The organism is Pseudomonas sp. PDM22 (assembly GCF_014851965.1).
GTDB lineage: Bacteria > Pseudomonadota > Gammaproteobacteria > Pseudomonadales > Pseudomonadaceae > Pseudomonas.
The window spans coordinates 637389-657777 of sequence record NZ_JACVAR010000002.1 but is presented as its reverse complement, the minus strand read 5'-3'; the positions used below and the strand labels follow the sequence as shown (position 1 = coordinate 657777).

The 20389-nt window shown below is 66.8% G+C and carries 21 protein-coding genes and 1 pseudogene; 13 read left to right on the top strand and 9 right to left on the bottom strand.

Annotation, left to right across the window (positions count from 1 at the left end; translation table 11 throughout):
- The first annotated feature begins 44 nt into the window (after positions 1-44).
- The 3 genes and pseudogenes from IB255_RS08695 to IB255_RS31210 all read left to right on the top strand — a co-directional run bounded on the left by IB255_RS08695 (position 45) and on the right by IB255_RS31210 (position 1887).
- On the top strand, positions 45-521 hold the full coding sequence (locus tag IB255_RS08695) for an ester cyclase (RefSeq protein WP_024766936.1): 477 nt from the start codon (positions 45-47) through the stop codon (positions 519-521).
- A gap of 49 nt (positions 522-570) precedes the next feature.
- Positions 571-1023 (top strand): annotated as a pseudogene (locus IB255_RS31215) (methyl-accepting chemotaxis protein); the annotation flags it as partial.
- Positions 1024-1155: 132 nt separating this feature from the next.
- Positions 1156-1887 (top strand): cache domain-containing protein, encoded by a 732-nt coding sequence (locus tag IB255_RS31210; protein WP_412548090.1) that lies wholly within the window; start codon positions 1156-1158, stop codon positions 1885-1887.
- A gap of 51 nt (positions 1888-1938) precedes the next feature.
- Here the strand turns inward: IB255_RS31210 and IB255_RS08685 are convergent, their stop codons facing one another.
- A complete protein-coding gene (locus tag IB255_RS08685; RefSeq protein WP_081517779.1) occupies positions 1939-2268 on the bottom strand; it encodes a hypothetical protein in 330 nt (109 codons plus the stop codon).
- Between the two features lie 594 nt (positions 2269-2862).
- Here IB255_RS08685 and IB255_RS08680 point away from each other — a divergent pair.
- The 3 genes from IB255_RS08680 to IB255_RS08670 are packed head-to-tail and all read left to right on the top strand — an operon-like array spanning position 2863 to position 4879.
- Positions 2863-3603: a hypothetical protein gene (locus IB255_RS08680; RefSeq protein ID WP_192210085.1), complete on the top strand. Its 741-nt coding sequence runs from the start codon at positions 2863-2865 to the stop codon at positions 3601-3603.
- Between the two features lie 38 nt (positions 3604-3641).
- Positions 3642-4043, top strand: coding sequence for a TssQ family T6SS-associated lipoprotein (locus tag IB255_RS08675; protein WP_081517777.1), 402 nt, complete (start codon positions 3642-3644; stop codon positions 4041-4043).
- A gap of 26 nt (positions 4044-4069) precedes the next feature.
- Positions 4070-4879 (top strand): hypothetical protein, encoded by an 810-nt coding sequence (locus tag IB255_RS08670; protein ID WP_192210084.1) that lies wholly within the window; start codon positions 4070-4072, stop codon positions 4877-4879.
- Between the two features lie 88 nt (positions 4880-4967).
- On the opposite strand, the gene IB255_RS08665 is transcribed toward IB255_RS08670, so the two are convergent.
- The 3 genes from IB255_RS08665 to IB255_RS08655 form a co-directional block, all read right to left on the bottom strand.
- On the bottom strand, positions 4968-6074 hold the full coding sequence (locus tag IB255_RS08665; RefSeq protein ID WP_081517775.1) for an NADH:flavin oxidoreductase/NADH oxidase: 1107 nt from the start codon (positions 6072-6074) through the stop codon (positions 4968-4970).
- Between the two features lie 197 nt (positions 6075-6271).
- Positions 6272-6580 (bottom strand): transcriptional repressor, encoded by a 309-nt coding sequence (locus IB255_RS08660; RefSeq protein ID WP_081517774.1) that lies wholly within the window; start codon positions 6578-6580, stop codon positions 6272-6274.
- Between the two features lie 8 nt (positions 6581-6588).
- Positions 6589-7209: a hypothetical protein gene (locus IB255_RS08655; RefSeq protein WP_192210083.1), complete on the bottom strand. Its 621-nt coding sequence runs from the start codon at positions 7207-7209 to the stop codon at positions 6589-6591.
- 307 nt (positions 7210-7516) lie between these two features.
- Between IB255_RS08655 and IB255_RS08650 the strand changes: the two genes are divergently transcribed.
- Genes IB255_RS08650 through IB255_RS08640 form a run of 3 tightly spaced genes read left to right on the top strand, consistent with a single transcriptional unit; the run spans position 7517 to position 9539 of the window.
- Positions 7517-8701, top strand: a complete 1185-nt coding sequence (locus IB255_RS08650) for a PepSY-associated TM helix domain-containing protein (protein WP_192210082.1) — start codon at positions 7517-7519, stop codon at positions 8699-8701.
- A complete protein-coding gene (locus IB255_RS08645) occupies positions 8698-9222 on the top strand; it encodes a thiamine pyrophosphate-binding protein (protein ID WP_192210081.1) in 525 nt (174 codons plus the stop codon). Before IB255_RS08650 ends, IB255_RS08645 begins: the two co-directional genes overlap by 4 nt.
- On the top strand, positions 9219-9539 hold the full coding sequence (locus IB255_RS08640; RefSeq protein ID WP_081517770.1) for a hypothetical protein: 321 nt from the start codon (positions 9219-9221) through the stop codon (positions 9537-9539). Before IB255_RS08645 ends, IB255_RS08640 begins: the two co-directional genes overlap by 4 nt.
- Positions 9540-9703: 164 nt before the next feature.
- Here IB255_RS08640 and recJ read toward each other — a convergent pair whose 3' ends face one another.
- From recJ to IB255_RS08625, 3 genes are all read right to left on the bottom strand, one after another.
- Positions 9704-11419: a single-stranded-DNA-specific exonuclease RecJ gene (gene recJ / locus IB255_RS08635; protein ID WP_081517769.1), complete on the bottom strand. Its 1716-nt coding sequence runs from the start codon at positions 11417-11419 to the stop codon at positions 9704-9706.
- 67 nt (positions 11420-11486) lie between these two features.
- Entirely contained in the window at positions 11487-12026 is a 540-nt protein-coding gene (locus IB255_RS08630) for a YaeQ family protein (protein WP_192210080.1), read from the bottom strand.
- A gap of 61 nt (positions 12027-12087) precedes the next feature.
- On the bottom strand, positions 12088-13266 hold the full coding sequence (locus tag IB255_RS08625; RefSeq protein WP_192210079.1) for a GGDEF domain-containing protein: 1179 nt from the start codon (positions 13264-13266) through the stop codon (positions 12088-12090).
- A 260-nt stretch (positions 13267-13526) separates the two neighbouring features.
- On the opposite strand from IB255_RS08625, the gene IB255_RS08620 reads away from it, so the two are divergent.
- A complete protein-coding gene (locus tag IB255_RS08620) occupies positions 13527-14726 on the top strand; it encodes a CaiB/BaiF CoA transferase family protein (protein WP_192210078.1) in 1200 nt (399 codons plus the stop codon).
- Between the two features lie 195 nt (positions 14727-14921).
- Here the strand turns inward: IB255_RS08620 and IB255_RS08615 are convergent, their stop codons facing one another.
- The gene (locus IB255_RS08615) at positions 14922-15608 is read right to left on the bottom strand and encodes a GntR family transcriptional regulator (protein ID WP_081517765.1); all 687 of its coding nucleotides are present in this window, start codon (positions 15606-15608) and stop codon (positions 14922-14924) included.
- Between the two features lie 72 nt (positions 15609-15680).
- Positions 15681-16415 (bottom strand): SDR family NAD(P)-dependent oxidoreductase, encoded by a 735-nt coding sequence (locus IB255_RS08610; protein WP_045209895.1) that lies wholly within the window; start codon positions 16413-16415, stop codon positions 15681-15683.
- Between the two features lie 333 nt (positions 16416-16748).
- Here IB255_RS08610 and IB255_RS08605 point away from each other — a divergent pair, with 333 nt between their 5' ends.
- From IB255_RS08605 to IB255_RS08595, 3 genes are all read left to right on the top strand, one after another.
- On the top strand, positions 16749-17777 hold the full coding sequence (locus IB255_RS08605; RefSeq protein ID WP_151186205.1) for an ABC transporter substrate-binding protein: 1029 nt from the start codon (positions 16749-16751) through the stop codon (positions 17775-17777).
- Between the two features lie 136 nt (positions 17778-17913).
- Positions 17914-19002 (top strand): phosphotransferase, encoded by a 1089-nt coding sequence (locus tag IB255_RS08600; protein WP_192210077.1) that lies wholly within the window; start codon positions 17914-17916, stop codon positions 19000-19002.
- Positions 18999-20321, top strand: a complete 1323-nt coding sequence (locus IB255_RS08595) for an aspartate aminotransferase family protein (protein WP_081517761.1) — start codon at positions 18999-19001, stop codon at positions 20319-20321. The genes IB255_RS08600 and IB255_RS08595 overlap by 4 nt, the downstream gene beginning before the upstream one ends.
- The last annotated feature ends 68 nt before the right edge of the window (positions 20322-20389 follow it).

The window sequence follows — 20389 nt, the reverse complement described above, 5'->3', positions numbered from 1 at the left end:
CGTCCGGCCGACAACCCGCGGGCACGCCCGCAACGGAGGCAAGCATGCGTCACCTCGTCAGAGCGTTTTACCTGCTGTCGCTGTTCACCTTTGCCGGCCTCGTCCAGGCCGCAGAGTCGCCCAAACAGATCGTCGATGCCTACATGGCCGCGTGGAACGCCCACGATGCCGAGAAGGCCGCCGGCTACCTGGCCAAGGATGCGGAGTACTTCGACGTCACCGTCGGCACCCCGCAGAAGGGCCGCGATGCCGCGCGCGACAACGTGATCAAGGTGTTCGTGGGGGCCGTTCCGGATCTTACGTGGAAGATGAACGGCAAGCCGATCGTCGACAAGGACGGCATCGCCTTCCAGTGGACCTTCAGTGGCACCAACACCGGCGCCTGGGATGCCCAGACACCGGCGACCAACAAGCCGCTGTCGTTCGACGGTGTGAGCTACGTGAAGGTCAAGGACGGCAAGATCGTCTACCAGGGCGACTACTACGACGCCCTGGGTCTGCACAAGCAGCTCGGCTGGTAAGCGGCATCCGGTAGCGCCTTTGTAGGATGGGTGGAGCGCAGCGATACCCATGCTGTGTACGCAAGGAGCGATGGGTATCGCTGCGCTCCACACCATCCTACGACCTGCGCCTTGCCACAGATCCGCCTCTCGGGGGTGCGTCTGCCACAACAAGAAAACGATCCCTCGCCTACCTCTGCCCTCCTCCGCCACTGCAGTGTCCCAAGCCATGTCAATCACACTCGAACCACGGCCCGCCAAGGCCGAAGACAGCTCCAGCACCCGCTCCACCATCGACCAGGTCAAGCAGCTGATCGCCGACCTCAACGTGCGCTGGACCGAGATCAGCAAGGTCTCGGAAGTCATCAAGCAGATCGCCAGGAACACCAACCTGGTGGCGCTCAATGCCGCGATCGAAGCCGCCCGCGCCGGGGAAAGCGGGCGCGGCTTCGCGGTGGTCGCCGATGAGGTGCGCCGCCTGGCGACCCAGTCGGCCAACGCCACCGCCGATATCGGCAACGTCGTCGCCTCGATCAAGAGCGAGAGCGCCCGAGCCCTGGCCGATGTCGAGCAGGCCGAGCACTCCAGCCTGCTGGACACCGCCCGCGTGGTGCTCGCCAGCGAGACCCAGCGGCTGGAGGCGAGCTTCGCCGTAATGGCCACCGCGCTCTACGGCCTCAAGCACTTCATCCTCGGCATGAAGAGCCGCAACCTCGGCCCGCAGCGCGAGCAGATCGACGCGGTGATGCACGAGTACCTGACCCGCAACCCCGAGCTGCTGGCCTTCGCCTGCGGTTGCGAACCCAACGCCTTCGACGGCCGCGACCGCGAGTTCATCGATGCCCCCGGCCACGACGCCAGCGGGCGCCTCATGGCCTACTGGCACCGCGGCAGCGGCGTGGCCCAGCGCGAATGCCTGGTCGGCTACGACAAGGCCGACGGCAGCGGCGACTGGTACCAGATTCCCCGCGACAAGGGCCGCGACGTGTTCATGGAGCCCTACGAGTACAGCGTCGGCGGCAGCACCGTGCTGATGACCTCGTTCATGTCACCGATGTATTCCAATGGCCGCTTCCTCGGCATCCTGGGCGCCGACTACACCCTGCACCAGCTGCAGGAAAGCCTCGGCAAGCTGAGCCCGATGGGCAATGGCCAGTACGCGCTGCTGTCCAACGCTTGCGTCTACGTCACCCATTCCGACGCCAGACGCCTGGGCGACAAGGCCGGCGAGCTGCCGCAGGAAGCACGCAACGCCATCGCCCAGGGCCGCTGCTGGGAACAGGTGAAAGGCCGCCGCGTGCAATTGCTGCAACCCATCCGCGTGGGCGACAGCGATGCGCCCTGGGCGCTGATGATGAGCTTCGAGCTGGCGCAGGCCGGCGAATAGGGCATCAACCTGCAGGAGTGCGCCATGCGCGCCCCTGCAGGGGAGTTCGGATCACGTCCGCTCGGGCAACTCGGTGATATGGATTTCCGTCACCAGCGACGGCTTCACCAGCGGCGTGCGCGACAGCAGCGGGCAGAAGCGCGCCAGCGCGCCGATCAGCTCCCACTGGGTGTCCAGGGATTGCGCCAGCACATCCACATCCGCCAGCACCCGCTGGCCCACGCGCTGCAGGTGCGGATCGGGGCTATGCCCGAGCTCCACCGACAACTGGGTGATCAGCGTGCTGAGGTTGGACATGTTGCGGGTGGCGAGGGCGAGGATGTTCGCCAGTAGGGCAATTTCCGATTGCGGGATGACAGCAGGCGTTGCAGAAGCGTCCATGCGTGCTCCAGTGGTGCTCTGAGGGGTAGTGGCGCAATCCTTGCGCGAGCGCGGTGAGAGTAGCATCACAGCGCCACCGTGCGACAGATATCACATTTCATTTCTTTTCCTGACCTTTCGGTCACGCCTCCCGAACTGGCGTTCCGGAAGCTGCCGCAAAGCGCGACCTGATCCTCAAATCCCCACCCCGGCGACGGAAACCACCCAGGGCATTTGAGCCGTGGAAATCGGCTTTCTATGATCCGCGGCCATTTTTCGAACATTGAATGCCTGCTTCTCGTCGTGCACGGCAACGCGCTTCCAGCACGAGGCCAGGCCTCTTCTCTACCCCCTTGAAGATGCCGCCCGATGGAATCCACCTCGAACGCTTCCCGCCCCCATGACACCCGGACGCCTCCGGGCACTGAGCATGCCGGTTCTACTCCCGTCGATGCCCTGAGTTCCTGGGACGGCCCGGGCACCGCCTACACCCTGGCGCCACGCCCCGCGGTTCCTGTACCGATTTCCGCCCAGCCTGCCGTTCAGAGCGCGCCGCAGGAACCACCCGAAGCTTTACCAGCCCCCCACTCCTCCCTGCCCACACCCGGACCATTGGTGAACTGGCTGCTGATCGTCGGCGTTGCCGTCTGTGTGCTGCTGGTGGCGCTGTGGAAAGCCGGAACATTCGACAACCCGATCGCCGCCCCCGCCCCGACAAACCACGAGGCTAGCCCCCCGCCGCCTGTGCAAACACAGCCCGCGGACAAGCCGCTGGAAAGCACCGTGACCCTTACCCAGGAGCCCATGGACGACGAGTTGGAGCAGCCGCCGTCCTCCGCGCCCGTTGTGGACGAACTGCCCGACCCGGCGGCTCATGACCACCAGCTCCCATCCGACGCCAATAGCATCAGGCCAGCCGCGCCCGATGCGCAGAACGTAGAAAAGCCAGCACCTGCACCTGCACCTGCAACAGCCCCGTCCCCAGCAAAGGTTTCGGCGCAAAAGCCTGCGGAACACAGGCAACCAAAACCCACTACGCCTGCCATCGCGGCGCAGAAAGTACGCCCGCTGCCCACCGACGCAGTGGTCATCACCGGCACCAGACCGGCCAGCCCGACCAGACCGCGCAGCACGCCGGCGCCGGCCACGGTCGGTACGCTGATCGTCGCCGTGCAGCCGTGGGCCGAAATCTGGATCGACGGCCGCAAGCGCGGTATCAGCCCGCCGCTGTTCAAGCTGCAACTGCCACCCGGCGTCTACACCGTCGAACTGCGCAACCCCGACCTGCCCGGCTACAGCCAGAAGGTGCAGATAGTCACAGGACAGTCGGTGACGCTGCGGCACAGCTTCCAGTGAGTGCCGGCAGCCCCCTTTTCCCGCATACGGACCGCCCCATGAAGACTCTGCACACTCTGTCGGCCTCGCTGCTGGTCGCCTTTCTGGCGCTGGCATCAGGCTGCCGGAGCCACCTCGAAGCACCGCCTGCGCCGCCGGCAGACGACACCCAGGCCAACGCCGAGAGCACCTTCGCCGAAGGCCTGCGGCTGTATGAAGCGGGGCACTACTACCTGGCCGAGGAACAGTTCCTCGCGCCGCCCCTGTGGGCCGGCGATGCTCAGGTACAGCTGAAGGCGCTCAAGTACCTGGCGTTCAGTTACTGCGTGACCGAGCGGCCGATCCAGTGCCGCTTCGCCTTCGACCGCGCCCTGCAGATCGACCCGACCTTCCACCTGGGAACCGCCGAAGCGAGCCATCCCCTCTGGGGCCCGGTGTTCGTCCTGGCGGCGCGCCGTTGAACCTCCCCCCCGATCGCGAGGCCCCCATGTCCTTCACTCACCGATCAGGCCGCTTTGGCCTGGTGCTTGCCCTTCTGGGCGTGCTGCCGCTCGCCCAGGCCGACACCCATGAAAGCCTGAACGCCGCCGTCGAGAGTCTCTGGAGCGGCGAACAGGTCTCCATCAGCGTGCTGAGTTCCAGCTTCACCCAGCAGGCGTCGAAGGCCGGGACCGAGTACCGGACCGAGGTGAAGAACGCACCGGTCTACCTGCAGACCGCCGGGGAATCCGCCTGGGTGGTCGCGGGCCGGACACGCTTCAATGCCGTCGCCACCCCCTGGGGCAACTTCCCCCGGCTGGACATACGCAACGCCCGCCTGCTGGCAATCGACCTGCCGAAAAAGCACTACCAGGTACTGGCCAGCCCCGGCGCCGGTCTGTTCAGTGTCGGCGACTGGCAGCGCTATGGATTTCTCCAGGTGATCGACGTCAGCACTCCCTCCGCACCTTCCCATTACCCGCTCTACACCGACGCCGACGTGGGCGAGCGCGCACTGGGGCGCCTGGCGAACTCCCCGGTGCTCAATTATGCGCGCCTGGTCCCCGCCAGCCGCAGCAAGGCCGGAGAGATCGACGCTTATGAGGTCTCGCTCTACGCGCTTGGCCGCAAGGGCCCGGAGCGCGTGCTCAGGGAGGGTGTTCCGCTGGCCTACCTGCTCAGGCGCGAAGGCGACAGCTGGAACATCGACAGCGTGGACCGCACGCCGATGACGACGGCACGGGACGAAGAGCATCGCCCGTTCACCACCCCGCTTCGTCCGGCGCTGTTCTCGGTGAAGGATGACGGCCCGCAGTAAGCGGCCACCGCGCGGGCTGCCGCTGACTCATCGGTGGCTGGCAAAGGTGGGGAGCACGCGGTTCTCGCCCGCGTGCTCCGACCAGGCGTCAAACCTGTCCGTAGGCCTTGCGCTTGGGCGTACCGCGTTGCGCGGCGCGCAGGTACTGCGCCGGCCACGGCACCTGCTGGCCGCCCAGTTCATCGGCGGCGTGCAGCGGCCAGTACGGGTCACGCAGCAGTTCGCGGGCCAGCAGGATCAGGTCGGCCTGCCCGGTGCGCAGGATGTGCTCGGCCTGCACCGGCTCGGTGATCATCCCCACGGTGCCGCTGGCGACGCCCGCCTCCTTGCGCACCCGCTCGGCAAACTGCGTCTGGTAGCCCGGCCCCACCGGAATTTCGGCGTTCACCGCGGTACCGCCGGAAGACACATCGATCAGGTCCACGCCCAGGTTCTTCAGACGGCGCGCCAGCTCCACCGTCTCGTCGGGGTTCCAGCCGTCCTCCACCCAGTCGGTGGCGGACAGGCGGACGAACAGCGGCAACTCCTGCGGCCAGACCGCGCGCACGGCTTCGGTCACTTCCAGAAGGAAGCGGATGCGGTTCTCGAAGCAGGTGCCGTACTGGTCGCGGCGCTGGTTGGAAAGCGGCGACAGGAACTGGTGCAGCAGGTAGCCGTGGGCGGCATGCACCTCGGCGATCTTGAAGCCGGCCGCCAGCGCGCGCTCGGCGCCGCGCACGAACTGGTGCTTGATGGTCGCCATCTGCTCTTCGCTCAGGGCGATGGGCGCGGTGTGCTGCGGGTCGAAGGCGATGGCCGAGGGCGCCACCGGCGTCCAGCCGCCTTCGCTGATCGGCACTGAACCGTGCTTGCCCAGCCACGGCGCCCAGGTGCTCGCCTTGCGTCCCGCATGGGCCAGCTGCACGCCGGCCACCGCGCCCTGGGATTCGATGAAGCGGGTGATGCGCCGTAGCGGCTCGACCTGTTCGTCATTCCAGATGCCCAGGTCCTCGGCGCTGATCCGCCCTTCCGGGGCGACCGCCGTGGCCTCGACTATTACCAGACCGGCGCCGCCCACGGCGCGGCTGCCCAGGTGCACCAGGTGCCAGTCGTTGGCCAGGCCGTCCTGGGCGGAGTACTGGCACATGGGGGAAACGGCGATGCGGTTGGACAGGGTCAGCTGGCGCAGGGTCAGGGGCTCGAACAACTGGCTCATGGTGGCACTCCCTCTCTGGTCTTCAGATCTTGTCCTACAACTGTAGACCGGGATCGCCTAAGGATAGGCCCAGATGATAGGTGGCTCGGTCGCAGCCGGGACACCTGCAACCGGAAGGAAATGCCGCCCCCCTTGCAGGAGCGCGCCATGCGCGCGATCGCGGGCATGGCCCGCTCCTGCTGGGAGCTTCGCCGCGGTCAGTGCAACTCGTTCGACTTGCCCATGGCCGCTACCGCGCCGGGTGCCAGGCTGTAGCGCTTGTTGGTGTCGCGCTCGAGCAGGCCGGAGAGGTGCAGCCGACGCAGGGTCTGGCTGACGCAGCTAAGGGAGATCGGCAGGCCCGGCTCCTCCAGATAGGCGTGCAGCTCGACCGCGGTCGCCTTGCCGCAGATCACCAGCGCATCGAGGATATTCAGCCGTGGCAGGCTGCTACGCAGGCCGGCGTGCTCCAGCAGTTGGCGGGCCGGGCGCGGCAGACGCGGCTGCACCGGGGTACTGACTTTCATCGCAGCTCTCATGGGCGCACCTCGAAAGACAGTGTGGAAACGTGGATCACGCTGTCATAGCGCTTGCCCTCGATACTGGCGCCGCCGTTGACCTGGGCGGAGACCTCCAGCACGTAGCGCGCCGGGAACGGCGTGATCAGGGTCACCGTGCCGTCCGCCGCCGGTTTCAGGCTGCGGGTCCACTGCTCGGAGGTGTACACGTTGACCTGCGAGGCCGGCACCACAGTGCCTTTCCAGTGCAGGGCGAAGGTGTTGCCGCCGGGCGTGGTGGGCACCAGCTCAAGATCATTCTGCGCCCGGGTTTCGGTCCGCCCCTCGCGCGCCTGATAGATGGTCAAAGTGCCACCCTCGGCCCGCTGGGCGGCGACCCGCAGGTCGCCTGCCGGAGCGCTGGCAATCTCGAAGGAGTCGATGCCGGCCTTCATTGGCGCGGTCTTGCCATCGCCCAGCACGACGCGGGAGTTCTGCAACTGGGCCACCGGCAGGTGCTCACCGGGCTGCAATTCGCTGAAATAGCTTTTCGCGCTCTGGCCTGCACTGCGTTCCAGCCACAGGTAGTCCGCGTTGGCCAATGGCGCGCAGCTCAGCGCCAGGGCCAGCAGCACGGGCTGGCGAAGGGAAACGTTCATGCGGGGGGATTCTCCTGTCTGGGGCGCTACTCGAAAGAAACGTCGCTCGCATCCGTTGCGAATCGATCGCTTTCACATAACAAGACGGATGAGCCGCGAAAAACACGCACAGAAATTGTGTAAAGAAATCGAAAAGGCCGGGAAACCGGCGCCGAAACATTTATTTGCAACTGCACATGGCCGGTTTTTCGATCTCATCCGTCCTTACTCCTAGAACACCGCTGCTCCTTTGGTGTCTTCGCGCCTCGTCGGCCCTGTCCGGCGGGGGGCCTTTTCCTTTGTCCCCTTTTGCGTGGCCGTGATTCCCATGTCCAAGAAATCCCGCTCCAGGCTCTGGTTCCTGGTCCACAGCTGGCTGGCCCTGCCCATCTGGTTCTTCGTGTTCCTGGTGTGCATCACCGGCACCCTGGCCACCGTGAGCCAGGAAATCATCTGGCTCGCCGACCCCACCGTGCGTGCCAACCCGCCAGACGACAACGCCCAGCGCCTGGGCTACGACCAGGTGCTCACGGCCATGGCCCAGCAGCAACCGCAGGCCGCCGTGCGCATAATCAGCGCGCCCACCGAAGCGCATTTCGCGCTGCGGGTCAGCGTGACCTATCCGGACAGCGCTACCGCCATGCTCTACGTGAACCCCTACACCGGGGTCATCCAGGGCAAGATGCCGCTGTTCGACTTCCGCCAGTTCACCCGCGCGCTGCACGGCTGGTGGCTGGTGCCGTTCAGCCACGGCTTCAGCTGGGGCTGGTACCTGGTCTCGCTGCTCGGCCTGCCGATGCTGGCGTCGCTGGTCACCGGCCTTGTGGTGTACAAGCGCTTCTGGCGCGGCTTCCTCAAGCCGACCCTGCGCCTGCGCCAGGGCGCGCGCATCTTCTGGGGCGACATGCACCGGCTGATGGGCATCTGGTCGATCTGGTTCATCGCGGTGATCTCCGTCACCGGCACCTGGTTCCTGATCCAGGCGACGCTGTTCGACAACAGCATCTCCATCTCCAGCGAGGGCGTGCCGACCATCATCCAGCGCGACAGCATCCCCGTGAGCGCAGACGGCAAGGCGCCGCCGCGCATCGGCCTGGACGCCGCCGTGCTGGTTGCCCAGCAGCGCATTCCCGGCTTCGAACCGAACTTCTTCCGCCTGCCCTCCAGCGCCTACGACCCGGTGACCATCTTCGGCAAGGCCTGGTATCCGCTGATGTTCGAAAGCGCGCAGGTGAACCCCTATGACGGCAGCGTGGCCTCGACCCGCCTGCTGGACGACCGCACTGGCCTGGAGTTCGTCACCGAGTCCATGCGCCCGCTGCACACCGGCGATTTCGGCGGCGTGTGGGTCAAGCTGATCTGGTTCGTGTTCGGCCTGATCCTCAGCATGATGGTGCTCAGCGGCCTGATGATCTGGAGCAAGCGCACCCTGATCGCCACCGCCAAGGAACTGAAGAAACAGAAGGCCCGCGAGCGGATCCTCGTTGCAGCCACCCCGGAGGCCAGCCAATGAGCGGCAACAGCAAGCTGCGCCGCCAGTGGCTGCGCTGGCGATTCCACCTCAGTGCCCTGCTGGTGCTGATCCCGCTGGGCTTCATGCCCCACTACTTCCACGAGGTGAAGCTCGACCGTGGCCTTCGCGGGCTTGGCGAACGCGAGATCGGCGCCGTACAGGTCGGCCCATGGACCGCGCGCATGGCCGAATGGGAAGTGGGCGAGCCCGAGGACGAAGGCCGCGCCGGCTTCGTCAAGGCCTTCACCCTGGCCTTCTGCGACAGCTGTTATCCCCAGGTGAAAGCCGCCTACCTGCGCATCGGCCAGCCGCGCAGCCTGCGCGCCGCCGGCGGGCTGTTCGCCGGTGCGCGTCACCAGCAGTTCGCCGAGGTCACCATCCCGCCCCGCGTCACCCCGGCCGATGAGCTGTGGCTGACCGTGGAAGGCTGGGACGGCGCCGTGCACCAGGCGCAGATCCCCTTGGACAAGGCCTCGCCCTCGCTGGTGGCCTGGCTGGAAAAGACCCGGAGCAACCGATGAAAGCGATCCTCAAGTTCAGCGCCATACTGCTCGGCCTGAGCGCTAGCGCCAGCGCCCTGGCCCACGCGCCCTACTGCGAATGCACAGCACTGGATGCGCAGACCATCCGCTGCGTCGGCGGCTTCACCGACGGCAGCGCCGCGCCGGGCGTGACCCTGGACGTGATGAGCAGCGACAACCAGGTGCTGATCCCCGGCAAGCTGGGCGCGGACTCCAGCCTGACCTTCAAGCGGCCGAGCGGGGATTTCTACATCCTCTTCGACGTCGGGCCGGGGTACATGGTCGAGGTTGATCCGAGCGAGATCAAAGGCATCTGAGGCGTATATCGACGCGCCCATTGCAGGAGCGCGCCATTCGCGCGATCGCGGGCATGGCCCGCTCCTACAGGTCAGCTACGGCGTTTCCGTCAGCGTAGGAGCGAGCTTGCTCGCGAATCCGTCCCGGCAGTGGAACAACCGGCAAGCTCGCTCCGGCAAAAGACTCAACGTGGCGCGATATGCGCCACCATCAGCTGCACCGTTTCGTTGCCGCGGAACTCGTTGACGTCCAGCTTGTAGGCTACTTCCGCCCAGCGCACGGTGGGGTTCGGCCAGATTTCGCGATCGATGTTGAAGGCGATGGCGTCCAGCTGCAGCGAGCCGCATTCGGTCTTGAGCACCAGCTTCAGGTGACGCTCGCCAACCACGCGCTGCTGGACGATCTGGAAGATGCCGTGGAACAGCGGCTCGGGGAAATGCTGGCCCCAGGGCCCGGCCTGGCGCAGGGCGCGGGCCAGTTCCAGGTGGAACTCCTCGGCGCCCAGCTGGCCGTCGGAGAGCAGGCGGCCGGTGAGGTCTTCTTCATCCAGCTGGCGGCGCACCTCGGCGTCGAAAGCGGCGGCGAAGGCACCGAAGTTTTCCTGCGGCAACGACAGGCCGGCGGCCATGGCGTGGCCACCGAACTTGCTGATCAACCCCGAATGACGAGCAGCCACGGCGTCCAGCGCGTCGCGGATATGGAAGCCCGGCACCGATCGCGCCGAGCCCTTGAGCGTGCCGTCGCCGGCATCGGCAAAGGCGATGGTCGGACGGTGGTAACGCTCCTTCAGGCGCGAAGCGAGAATGCCGATCACGCCCTGGTGCCACTCCGGGTCGAACAGGCAGAGGCCGAAGGGCATCTCCTCCACCGGCAGCTCCTTGAGCTGCGCCAGCGCCTCGCGCTGCATGCCCTGCTCGATGGCCTTGCGGTCCTGGTTGAGCTGGTCGAGCTGCACTGCCATGTCGCGGGCGACGCTTTCGTCTTCGCAGAGCAGCAGCTCGATCCCCAGGGACATGTCGTCCAGGCGGCCGGCGGCGTTCAGGCGCGGGCCGAGGATGAAGCCCAGGTCGGTGGAGGTGATTCGCCGGCAATCGCGTCCGGCCACTTCCAGCAGCGCACGCAGGCCCGGACGGGCGCGGCCGGCGCGGATGCGCGCGAGGCCCTGGTGCACCAGGATGCGGTTGTTGGCGTCCAGCGGCACCACGTCGGCGACGCTGCCCAGGGACACCAGGTCGAGCAGCTCGGCGAGGTTCGGCTCGGCGATGCCGCGCGCGGCGAACCAGCCGCGCTCACGCAGGCGCGCGCGCAGGGCGAGCATCACGTAAAAGATGACGCCGACACCGGCCATGGCCTTGCTGGGGAAGTCGCAGCCGGGCTGGTTCGGGTTGACGATGGCGTCGGCGGCGGGCAGTTCCGCCCCCGGCAGGTGGTGGTCGGTGACCAGTACGCGCAGGCCGGCGGCCTTGGCAGCGGCGACGCCGTCGATGCTGGAGATGCCGTTGTCCACGGTGACCAGCAGTTCCGGGCGCTTCTCCAGCGCCACCGCGACGATCTCCGGGGTCAGGCCGTAGCCGTACTCGAAGCGGTTGGGCACCAGGTAATCGACCCAGGCCGCGCCGAGCATGCGCAGCGCCAGCACGCCGACGCTGCTGGCGGTGGCGCCGTCGGCGTCGAAGTCGCCGACATAGAGAATCCGCTGGCCCTTTTCCAGCGCATCGACCAGCAGTTCCACCGCCGCGTCCACACCCTTGAGCTGCTGGTACGGGATCAGCCGCGCCAGCCCCTTGTCCAGCTCGGCGGCGCTCTGCACGCCACGGGCGGCGTAGAGACGGGTCAGCAGCGGCGGCAGGTCGCCCAGGTTGGGCAGGGTTGGCGGGAGGGGGCGGGATTCGATGCGCATGGGTGTTCCAGTCGATTCATTCAGGCGCCGATCCCGGCGCCCTGGTTACAGCAGGTACAACGAGCGATCAGCGCTCGCCCATCAGCCATTCCACCTGGAGCTCGTGCTGGCCGCGTTCGTCGGTCACAAAGAGGGTCCCTTCGCTGATCATCACGGTCCAGTTGATCGAGCGCGGCAGGTCGCGGGAGATTTCCTCCAGCGCCTCCTGGGGCATGGCGACGACGTTGAGGTTCTTCAGGTGGCGCACCGTGTCGAGCACCTTGGTGGTCCATACGCGCAGGTTGCCGTAGGCGACCAGGGTCAGCTTCTCGCAGCGGCGCGAGCACCAGGTCAGGCGCTCGGCGTCGGGCTGGCCGACTTCGATCCAGTGCAGCACACGGTCGTCCAGGCTCTTTTCCCAGAGCGAGGGCTCTTCCACGTCCGACAGGCCGCGCCCGAAAGCCAGCTGCTCGTTGTACCAGATGACGTAGGCGAGCAGGCGCACCGCCAGGCGCTCCTCGGTTTCCGAGGGATGGCGGGCGACGGTGAAGCGCAGGGTCTCGTAGACCCCACGGTCGAGGTCGGTCAGGCTGATATCGGCTTTGTAGGGCGTGGCGGACAGGGCCATGGGGGTTCCCGGCGAATTTTCGAAGGCGGCAAGTCTACCGCGAAAGCACAGGCGCCGTGGCTTATGTCCGTGGACGCCGGTCGGCTCCCGGCTCCGGCGCGGCCAGTTCGATGCGGTTGCGACCCTTGGCCTTGGCGGCGTAGAGCGCCTGGTCGGCCAGCGACAGCAGGCGCAGCAGGTCATGCCCGGCCTCGCGCGTGGTAGCAATGCCGATGCTGACGCTGAGCTGGCCCTCGGCCATGAACGGCAGCTCGGCGAACTCGCGGCGCACCCGCTCGGCGACCTGGCAGGCGCCTTCGGTATCGGCGGCCACCAGCAGGCAGGCAAACTCTTCCCCGCCGATGCGGGCGAACTGGTCGTGCTTGCGCATCCGCGAGGCAGTGATGCGACTGAATTCCACCAGCACGCGGTCGCCGGCCGGATGGCCGAAGGAGTCGTTGAGGCGCTTGAAGTTGTCCAGGTCGCAGAGCAGCAGCGAGGCCTGTTCACCGCGCTCCACGCACAGGCGCAGCAGGCGCTCGCCGGTCTCCATGAAGGCACGGCGGTTGCCCACGCCGGTCAGCGGGTCGCTCAGGGCGGCGCTGCGGAACTGCAACTCGGCGCGCTCCTTGACCATCGCCAGGGTGGCGAAGGCAATACCGATAGCGAACAACATGGTCTCGAAGACCAGGAAGGTGAAGAAGGTCGAGCCCTGGCCATTCTCCGCCACGCTCTGGAACGGCATGCCGCGATCCACCACCAGACGCACGCCGTAGACCAGCGTGTGGAAGATCAGCAGCGCCAGGGTCGGGCGCAGCTCCACTTCCAGCTTGAGGCGGCTGCGCCAGAGTTCGGCGATGGACGCCAGGCAATAGACGATGGTGATCGCCGTGCTGACCAGCACCCGCGCCGCGAGGGATTCATAGAAGGCCGGGACGAGGCAGAGCACCGCCCAGAACGCCGCGCCTGCACCGATCAGCGGCCAGTTCGGCTTGCGCCCGGCAAACACCCGCATGGCCGTCCAGGTCATGGCCGAACACAGGTGCAGGACGACATTGCCCAGCAGGATCGCCACCCAGTCGATGCCCATGCCGCGCAAAGTAGCGAGCAAGGTGCCGACGGCTCCCAGCAGAAGCGCGGCGCTCATATAGCCCAGGGTAGGGTCGCGGCGGCCGCTGTGCCAGGCGAAAGCCATCAGCACACCGACCAGGGTCAGCACATACAGGTCGACGACTACCAGCGTCGGCAGGTTCAACGTCATGCAGCCCCCTCGCCACCCGCCTGCGCGCATTCGTCGGGGAATGCCGCCAGGCCAAGGGGCTGTCTGGAAGTGGGCGAGCGCATCACGGTATACCTGTCCGAAAACCGGCGGGCTGAAGTCAGAAACATCCTTGAATGTCGCTACTCTACGCGCGCCAAAGGTCGGCGCAAAGCACCGTTGCCAGGCGTCTGCCCGGCGGCCTGTTCGAAGCGGCGCACAAGCGTTAGAGTCCGGCGATTCCTCTCTGATCGGACAGACCGATGAACAGCACCGCCAAACCCCTCGCCGGCCTCAAGGTCATCGAACTCGGCACCCTGATCGCCGGCCCCTTCGCCTCGCGCCTGTGCGCGGAATTCGGCGCCGAAGTCATCAAGGTCGAGTCGCCCGATGGCGGCGACCCGCTGCGCAAGTGGCGCAAGCTCTACGAAGGCACGTCGCTGTGGTGGTTCGTGCAGGCGCGCAACAAGCGTTCGCTGACCCTGAACCTCAAGCACGAGTCCGGCCGCGAGGTGCTGAAGAAGCTGCTGGCCGAGGCTGACATCCTGATCGAGAACTTCCGCCCCGGCGTGCTGGAGAAGCTCGGCCTGGGCTGGGACGTGATCCACGCGCTGAACCCGAAGCTGGTGATGGTGCGCCTGTCCGGCTTCGGCCAGAGCGGCCCCTACAAGGACCAGCCGGGCTTCGGCGCGGTCGGCGAATCGATGGGCGGGCTGCGCTACATCACCGGCTTCGAGGACCGCCCGCCGGTGCGCACCGGCATCTCCATCGGCGACTCCATCGCCGCGCTGTGGGGCGTGATCGGCGCGCTGATGGCGCTGCGTCACCGCGAAGTGAACGGCGGCGCCGGGCAGGTGGTCGACGTGGCGCTCTACGAAGCGGTATTCGCCATGATGGAATCCATGGTCCCGGAGTTCGACGTGTTCGGCTTCATCCGCGAACGCACCGGCAACATCATGCCCGGCATCACCCCCTCCTCCGTGCACACCACGGCCGACGGCAAGCACGTGCAGATCGCCGCCAACGGTGACGCCATCTTCCGCCGTTTCATGACCGCCATCGGCCGCCTCGACCTCGCCGAAGACCCGAGCCTGGCCAGCAACGACGGCCGCGATGCGCGCCGCGACGAGCTGTACGGCATCATCGACCGCTGGGCGCGCTCCGAATCGCTGGATACCGTGCTCAAGGTGCTCACCGAAGCCAAGGTGCCGGCCAGCCGCATCTTCTCGGCCGAGGATATGTTCAGCGACCCGCAATTCCTCGCGCGGGAGATGTTCCTCTCGGCCAAGCTGCCGGACGGCAAGTCCTTCCGCATGCCCGGCATCGTCCCCAAGCTCTCCGACACCCCCGGCAGCGCCGAGTGGATCGGGCCGAAACTGGGGGAACATACGGATGAGGTGCTGACCGGGCTGGGCTACGACGCAGCGGCCATCGCGGCGCTGCGCAAGGATGGCGCGGTCTGATTTTTTGCTGCTTGCAGGAGCGGAGCTTCTCCGCGAAATCCCGTCGCAACCGGGGTAGGAGCGCCGGCCTATTGCCGGACCGTGGATAAGAGTCGAAGTCCCGTGCAGGCGGCCCCGACATCGGAGCCGAACCTGTAGGAGCGTGCAATGCACGCGATCGCGGGCGTGGCACGCTCCTACAGGGAGCAATAAGGCTCAGCCCGCCTCCTGCTCCGGCTCTTCGGTCTGGGCGATGAACTCCAGCATCTTCTCGCTGCCATCCAGCAGGTCCGCGTGGATCGCCTCGCGGGCGGCGGTGCCGTTGCGTTCGCGCAGGGCACGCAGGACATCCCAGTGGTGTTCGATGGCCATGCGCTCGTTGAAGTCGGCGTAGGCCTGGGCGATCAGCGGGCCGGTACGCATCCACAGACTGTCGAGGAAGGCGCGCAGCAGCGGCATGCCGGCGATGTCGGCCAGGGCGAAGTGGAAGGCCTGGTTGAGCTTGAGCGCCAGCACCAGGTCATCGGCGTGGATCGCCTCGAGGTTCTCGCGGATGTTGGCTTCCAGCTCGTCCAGTTGCCCGTCGCTGGCGCGCTCGGCGGCGGTCTCGGCGGCCAGGCCTTCGAGCGCCACGCGGATGCTGCGGATTTCCAGGTACTGCTCGCGGGTGAGCAGCGGCACGCGGATGTCGCGCGGGGTCTTCAGTACCAGCGCCTGCTCCTTGGCCAGTTGCAGGATGGCGTCGCGCACCGGGGTGACGCTGGTGCCCAGCTGCTGGGCCAGGTCGCGGATGCGCAGGCGGTCGTCCGGCTTGAAGCGACCGGTGATCAAAGCCTCGCGCAGCAGCGCGTAGACGCCGCTGCCAAGGTAGGAGTGATTCAGGCCTTCGATCGGGTAGTTCATCGCTTTCTCATCGCGTGCTGCGGCATTTCCGGCGCGCATGATGCGGATTGAGCGCGCTGGATGCCAGCGGGATCACACATGCTGGCCGCCGTTGACGTGGATTTCCGCACCATTCACGTAGGACGCGCCGCTGGTGCAGAGGAAGTGGATCAGCGAGGCGACCTCCTCCGGCTTGCCCAGGCGGTGCATGGGAATGTCGCGCTCGACGATCAGCTCGGTGCCCGAGGACAGGATGGCCGTGTCGATCTCCCCCGGCGCGATGGCGTTGACGCGCACGCCGTGCGGGCCGAAGTCGTGGGCCATCTCGCGGGTCAGCGCCGCCAGCGCGGCTTTCGAGCAGGCGTAGGCGGCACCGGCGAACGGGTGCACGCGGGAGCCGGCGATGGAGGTGACGTTGATCACCGAGCCCTTGGCCGCCTTCAGTTCGTCGAACAGGCCGCGCGCCAACAGCGCTGTGGAGAACAGGTTGACGTTGAACACCTTGAGCCAGGTGCCGTAGTCGCTGCCCAGCACGCCCAGGCGCTCGCCTTCCGGGCCCTTGGGCGAGATGCCGGCGTTGTTCACCAGCGCATGCAGGCTACCGCCGAGCTTCTCGCGGATCATCGGCAGGCTGGCCTGGACGCTGTCGATGTCTTCCAGGTCCAGGTGGATGTGGTTGATCAGCCCTTCGGCCCAGGGGCATTCGGCGCTCCAGTCCTGGCGCGAGGCGGTGAACACGCGCCAGCCGGCAGCGTTGAAGTGCTTCACCGTGGCATGGCCGATGCCGCGGCTGGCGCCGGTGAGCAGCAGGGTGCGGGTCTGGTTCATGGTGCTTCCCTCTCAAGTCTGAGCCGCTGTCTGCGCCACCCATCGGGGCGCGCGATCTGTGAACATCCGTGAAGCGATGGCGCCAATAAAAACATGATGCATCATGTTTTGGAAGGTGTTTTAATCGGCTCAGCTTGGTCCTACAACGAGCTATCCGAACAACAACAAGAAACGGAGCACATTCCCATGATCGACCTCACCCGTTCCGCCCGTTCTTCTCCCTGATGTCCGAGGGCGTATCAGCCGGCCTTTCAGCTTGGCCTGGCGCAGCGCCCCACTCTTGAAGCTGCCCTCTTATTCATGGGCCGGATTGGCCCGCTCAGGAGTCATCGCATGTTCAAGAAAGCCATAGCACTGATGATGCTGGCCGGCGGCGCCGCCCAGCTGCATGCCGAAACACTCACCGTGGTGTCCTTCGGTGGAGACAACAAGGTGGCCCAGGAAAAGGCCTTCTACAAACCCTTCGAGCAGCAGGCCAAGGTCACCGTCCAGGGCGCCGAATACAACGGCGAGATGGCCAAGATCAAGGTCATGGCCGACACCGGCAAGACCAGCTGGGACGTGGTCGAGGTGGAATCCCCGGAACTGATGCGCGGGTGCAGCGAAGGCCTGTTCGAGCAGCTCGACTGGTCGAAGCTGGGCAAGCGCGAGGACTTCCTCGACGCCGCCGTCAGCGACTGCGGCGTGGGCATCTTCATCTGGTCCACGGTGCTCACCTACGACGCCAAGAAGCTTGCCAGCGCGCCCACCGGCTGGGCCGATTTCTGGGACGTGAAGAAATTCCCCGGCAAGCGCGGCCTGCGTCGCGGCGCCAAGTTCACCCTGGAGTTCGCCCTGGAAGCCGACGGCGTGAAACAGGCCGACCTGTACAAGGTGCTGGGCACCAAGGAAGGCGTGGACCGCGCGTTCAAGAAGCTCGACGAAATCAAGCCGTACATCCAGTGGTGGGAAGCCGGTGCGCAACCGCTGCAGTGGCTGGCCGCCGGTGACGTGGTGATGACCAGCGCCTACAACGGCCGCGTCGCCACCGCGCAGAAGGAAGGCCGCGACTTCGCCATGCAGTGGGACGGCAGCATCTACGACCTGGACCACTGGGCCATCGTCAAGGGCAGCCCGAAGAAGGAGCTCTCCGAGCAGTTCATCGCGCTGGCCAACAAGCCCGAGCACCAGAAGGTCTTCGCCGAGAACATTCCCTACGGCCCGACCAACAAGAACACCATCCCGCTGATCGACCCGGCCATCGCGCCGAAGCTGCCCACCGCGCCGCAGAACCTGGCAAACGCGCGCGCCATGGACACCGAGTTCTGGATCGACCACGGCGAGGAACTGGAACAGCGCTTCAACGCCTGGGCGAGCAAGTAACACCGGCGACTCCCGCCCGGCCCCGCGCCGGGCGGGAGCAACCAGCTCACTGAAACAGCGCAATACCGTTGCACCGCTGAACCCTGCTTGACCCGTTATCCCTGTTGGACCCGTTATCTCTGCTGGAGAAGTACCCGTGCCCCTCAATACCGCTCCCGTCCACGATCACCTGCTGGAAGCGGCCCCCGCCCAGGTGAGCGACGCCCAGGCCGCTGCCATCGCCGAGGAATACTTCGGCCAGCACGGCACGCTGCACCGCCTCGCCGGCGAGCGCGACCTGAACTTCCATATCGCCCACGGCCATGGCGACGACCGTCTGCTGAAGCTCTCCCACCCGCTGGAAGACCCGCAGGTCGTGGACTTCCAGACCCGCGCCCTGCTCCGCGTCGAAGCGCAGGACCCGACCCTGGCAGTACAGCGCGTCTACCCCTCGCTCAATGGCGAGCACCAGATTCCCATCGAAGTCGACGGCCAGCCGATGATTGCCCGGCTGTTCTCCTTCGTCGACGGCGTCCCGCTGCACCGTGTCGCGCAACGCAGCCGTGCCCTGCGCGAGAACCTGGGCGACGACCTGGCCCGCCTGGGCCTGGCGCTCAAGGGTTTCGAGCACCCGGCCACCGCCGGCCACGAACTGCTCTGGGACCTCAAGCACGCCTCGCGCCTGCGCAACCTGCTGGTCTACATCCAGGATCAGGAACAACGCGCTCTGGTCGAGCGCTTCCTCGACAACTTCGAGCGCCACGCCCTGCCCCGCCAAGCCACGCTGCGCGCCCAGGTCATCCACAACGACCTGAACCCGCACAACGTCATCGTCGACGCGCAGCACCCGGACCAGGTGCGCAACATCCTCGACTTCGGCGACATGGTTCATGCGCCACTGATCAACGACCTCGGCGTCGCCGCCGCCTACCAGGTGGGCGAGCCGGACGCACCGCTGGGCACCGCCTGCGAGATGATCGCCGCGTACCACCGCCGCTGCCCGCTGCTGGCCGAGGAACAGGAAATCCTTCCCGACCTGATCGCCACACGGCTGATCATGACCCTGAGCATCACCGCCTGGCGCGCCAGCCTGCACCCCGAGAACCGCGACTACATCCTGCGCAACACCCGCCACGCCTGGCAGAGCCTGCAAGGCCTGGCCGGCCTCAGCCGGGAGCAGGCGCAGGAGCAGATCGCCGCCGCCTGCGCCCCTTCAAGCGCGAATCAACAGGAGCCCCGCCCATGACCATGCCCAACGGATTCAGCGCCGCCGATGCCGAGCGCCTGAGCGAACAGGAGCGCCGCCTCATCGAACGCCGCGCGCGCCTGCTCGGCCCGGCCTACCGGCTGTTCTACGAGCGCCCGCTGCACACCGTGCGCGGCGAAGGCGTGTGGCTCTACGACAACCAGGGCAACCGCTACCTCGACGCCTACAACAACGTTGCCTCCATCGGCCACTGCCATCCGCGCGTGGTGCAAGCCATCGCCAGCCAGGCGGCAGTGCTGAACACTCACACGCGCTACCTGCAGGAAGGCATCCTCGACTACGCCGAAGACCTGCTCGCCACCTTCCCCGACGGCCTGGACCAGGTGATGTTCACCTGCACCGGCAGCGAGGCGAACGACCTCGCCCTGCGCATCGCCCGCCAGTACACCGGCGGCACCGGGGTGATCATCACCCGCTTCGCCTACCACGGCGTCACCGCCAGCATTTCCGAGCTGTCGCCGTCCCTCGGCGCCGGCATCACCCTCCCCGCCCACGCGCGCACCGTGATTGCACCGGACGCCTACCGGCTGGGTGCGGAGAACGTCGGCAAGCGGTTCGCCGATGACGTGCGCGCTGCCATCGCCGATATGCGCGCCCACGGCATCAAACCCGCTGCGCTGCTGCTTGATGGCATCTTCGCCAGCGACGGCGTGCTGGCCGGCCCGGCCGGTTTCCTCGCCGAAGCCGTGAAGGTCGCCCAGGACGAGGGCCTGCTGTATATCGCCGACGAAGTGCAGAGCGGCTTCGCCCGCACCGGCGACGCCATGTGGGGCTTCCAGCGCCACGGCGTAAAGCCGGACCTGGTCACCCTCGGCAAGCCCATGGGCAATGGCCAGCCCATCGCCGGCGTGGTGGTGCGCCCGGAAATCCTCGAAAGCTTCGGCCGCGAGGTGCGCTACTTCAACACCTTCGGCGGCAACCCGGTGTCGTGCGCGGCGGCCCAGGCAGTGCTCGACGTGATCCGCGACGAGAAACTGCAGGAGCGCTCTCAGCGTATCGGCGCCTTCCTCGCCGACGGCATCCGCCAGTTGGCCGAGCGCCATGAGCTGATCGGCGATGTGCGCGGCGCGGGGCTGTTCCTCGGCGTCGAACTGGTCACCGACCGCGCGTCGAAGTCTCCCGCCGCCAACCAGACCCGCCAGGTAGTCAACGGCATGCGCGAGCGCGGCGTGCTGATCAGCGCCGCCGGGCCCCTGGAGAACATCCTGAAGATCCGTCCGCTGCTGGCCTTCGAGCAGGAACATGCCGAGCTCTTCATCGACTGCCTGGACAAGTCGCTGAAGGACGTCACTGCCTGACGCTTTCTTCCTTCAGAAACGACGCAGGCCGCGATGAACACTCATCGCGGCCCGTTGCATTTCGGCTG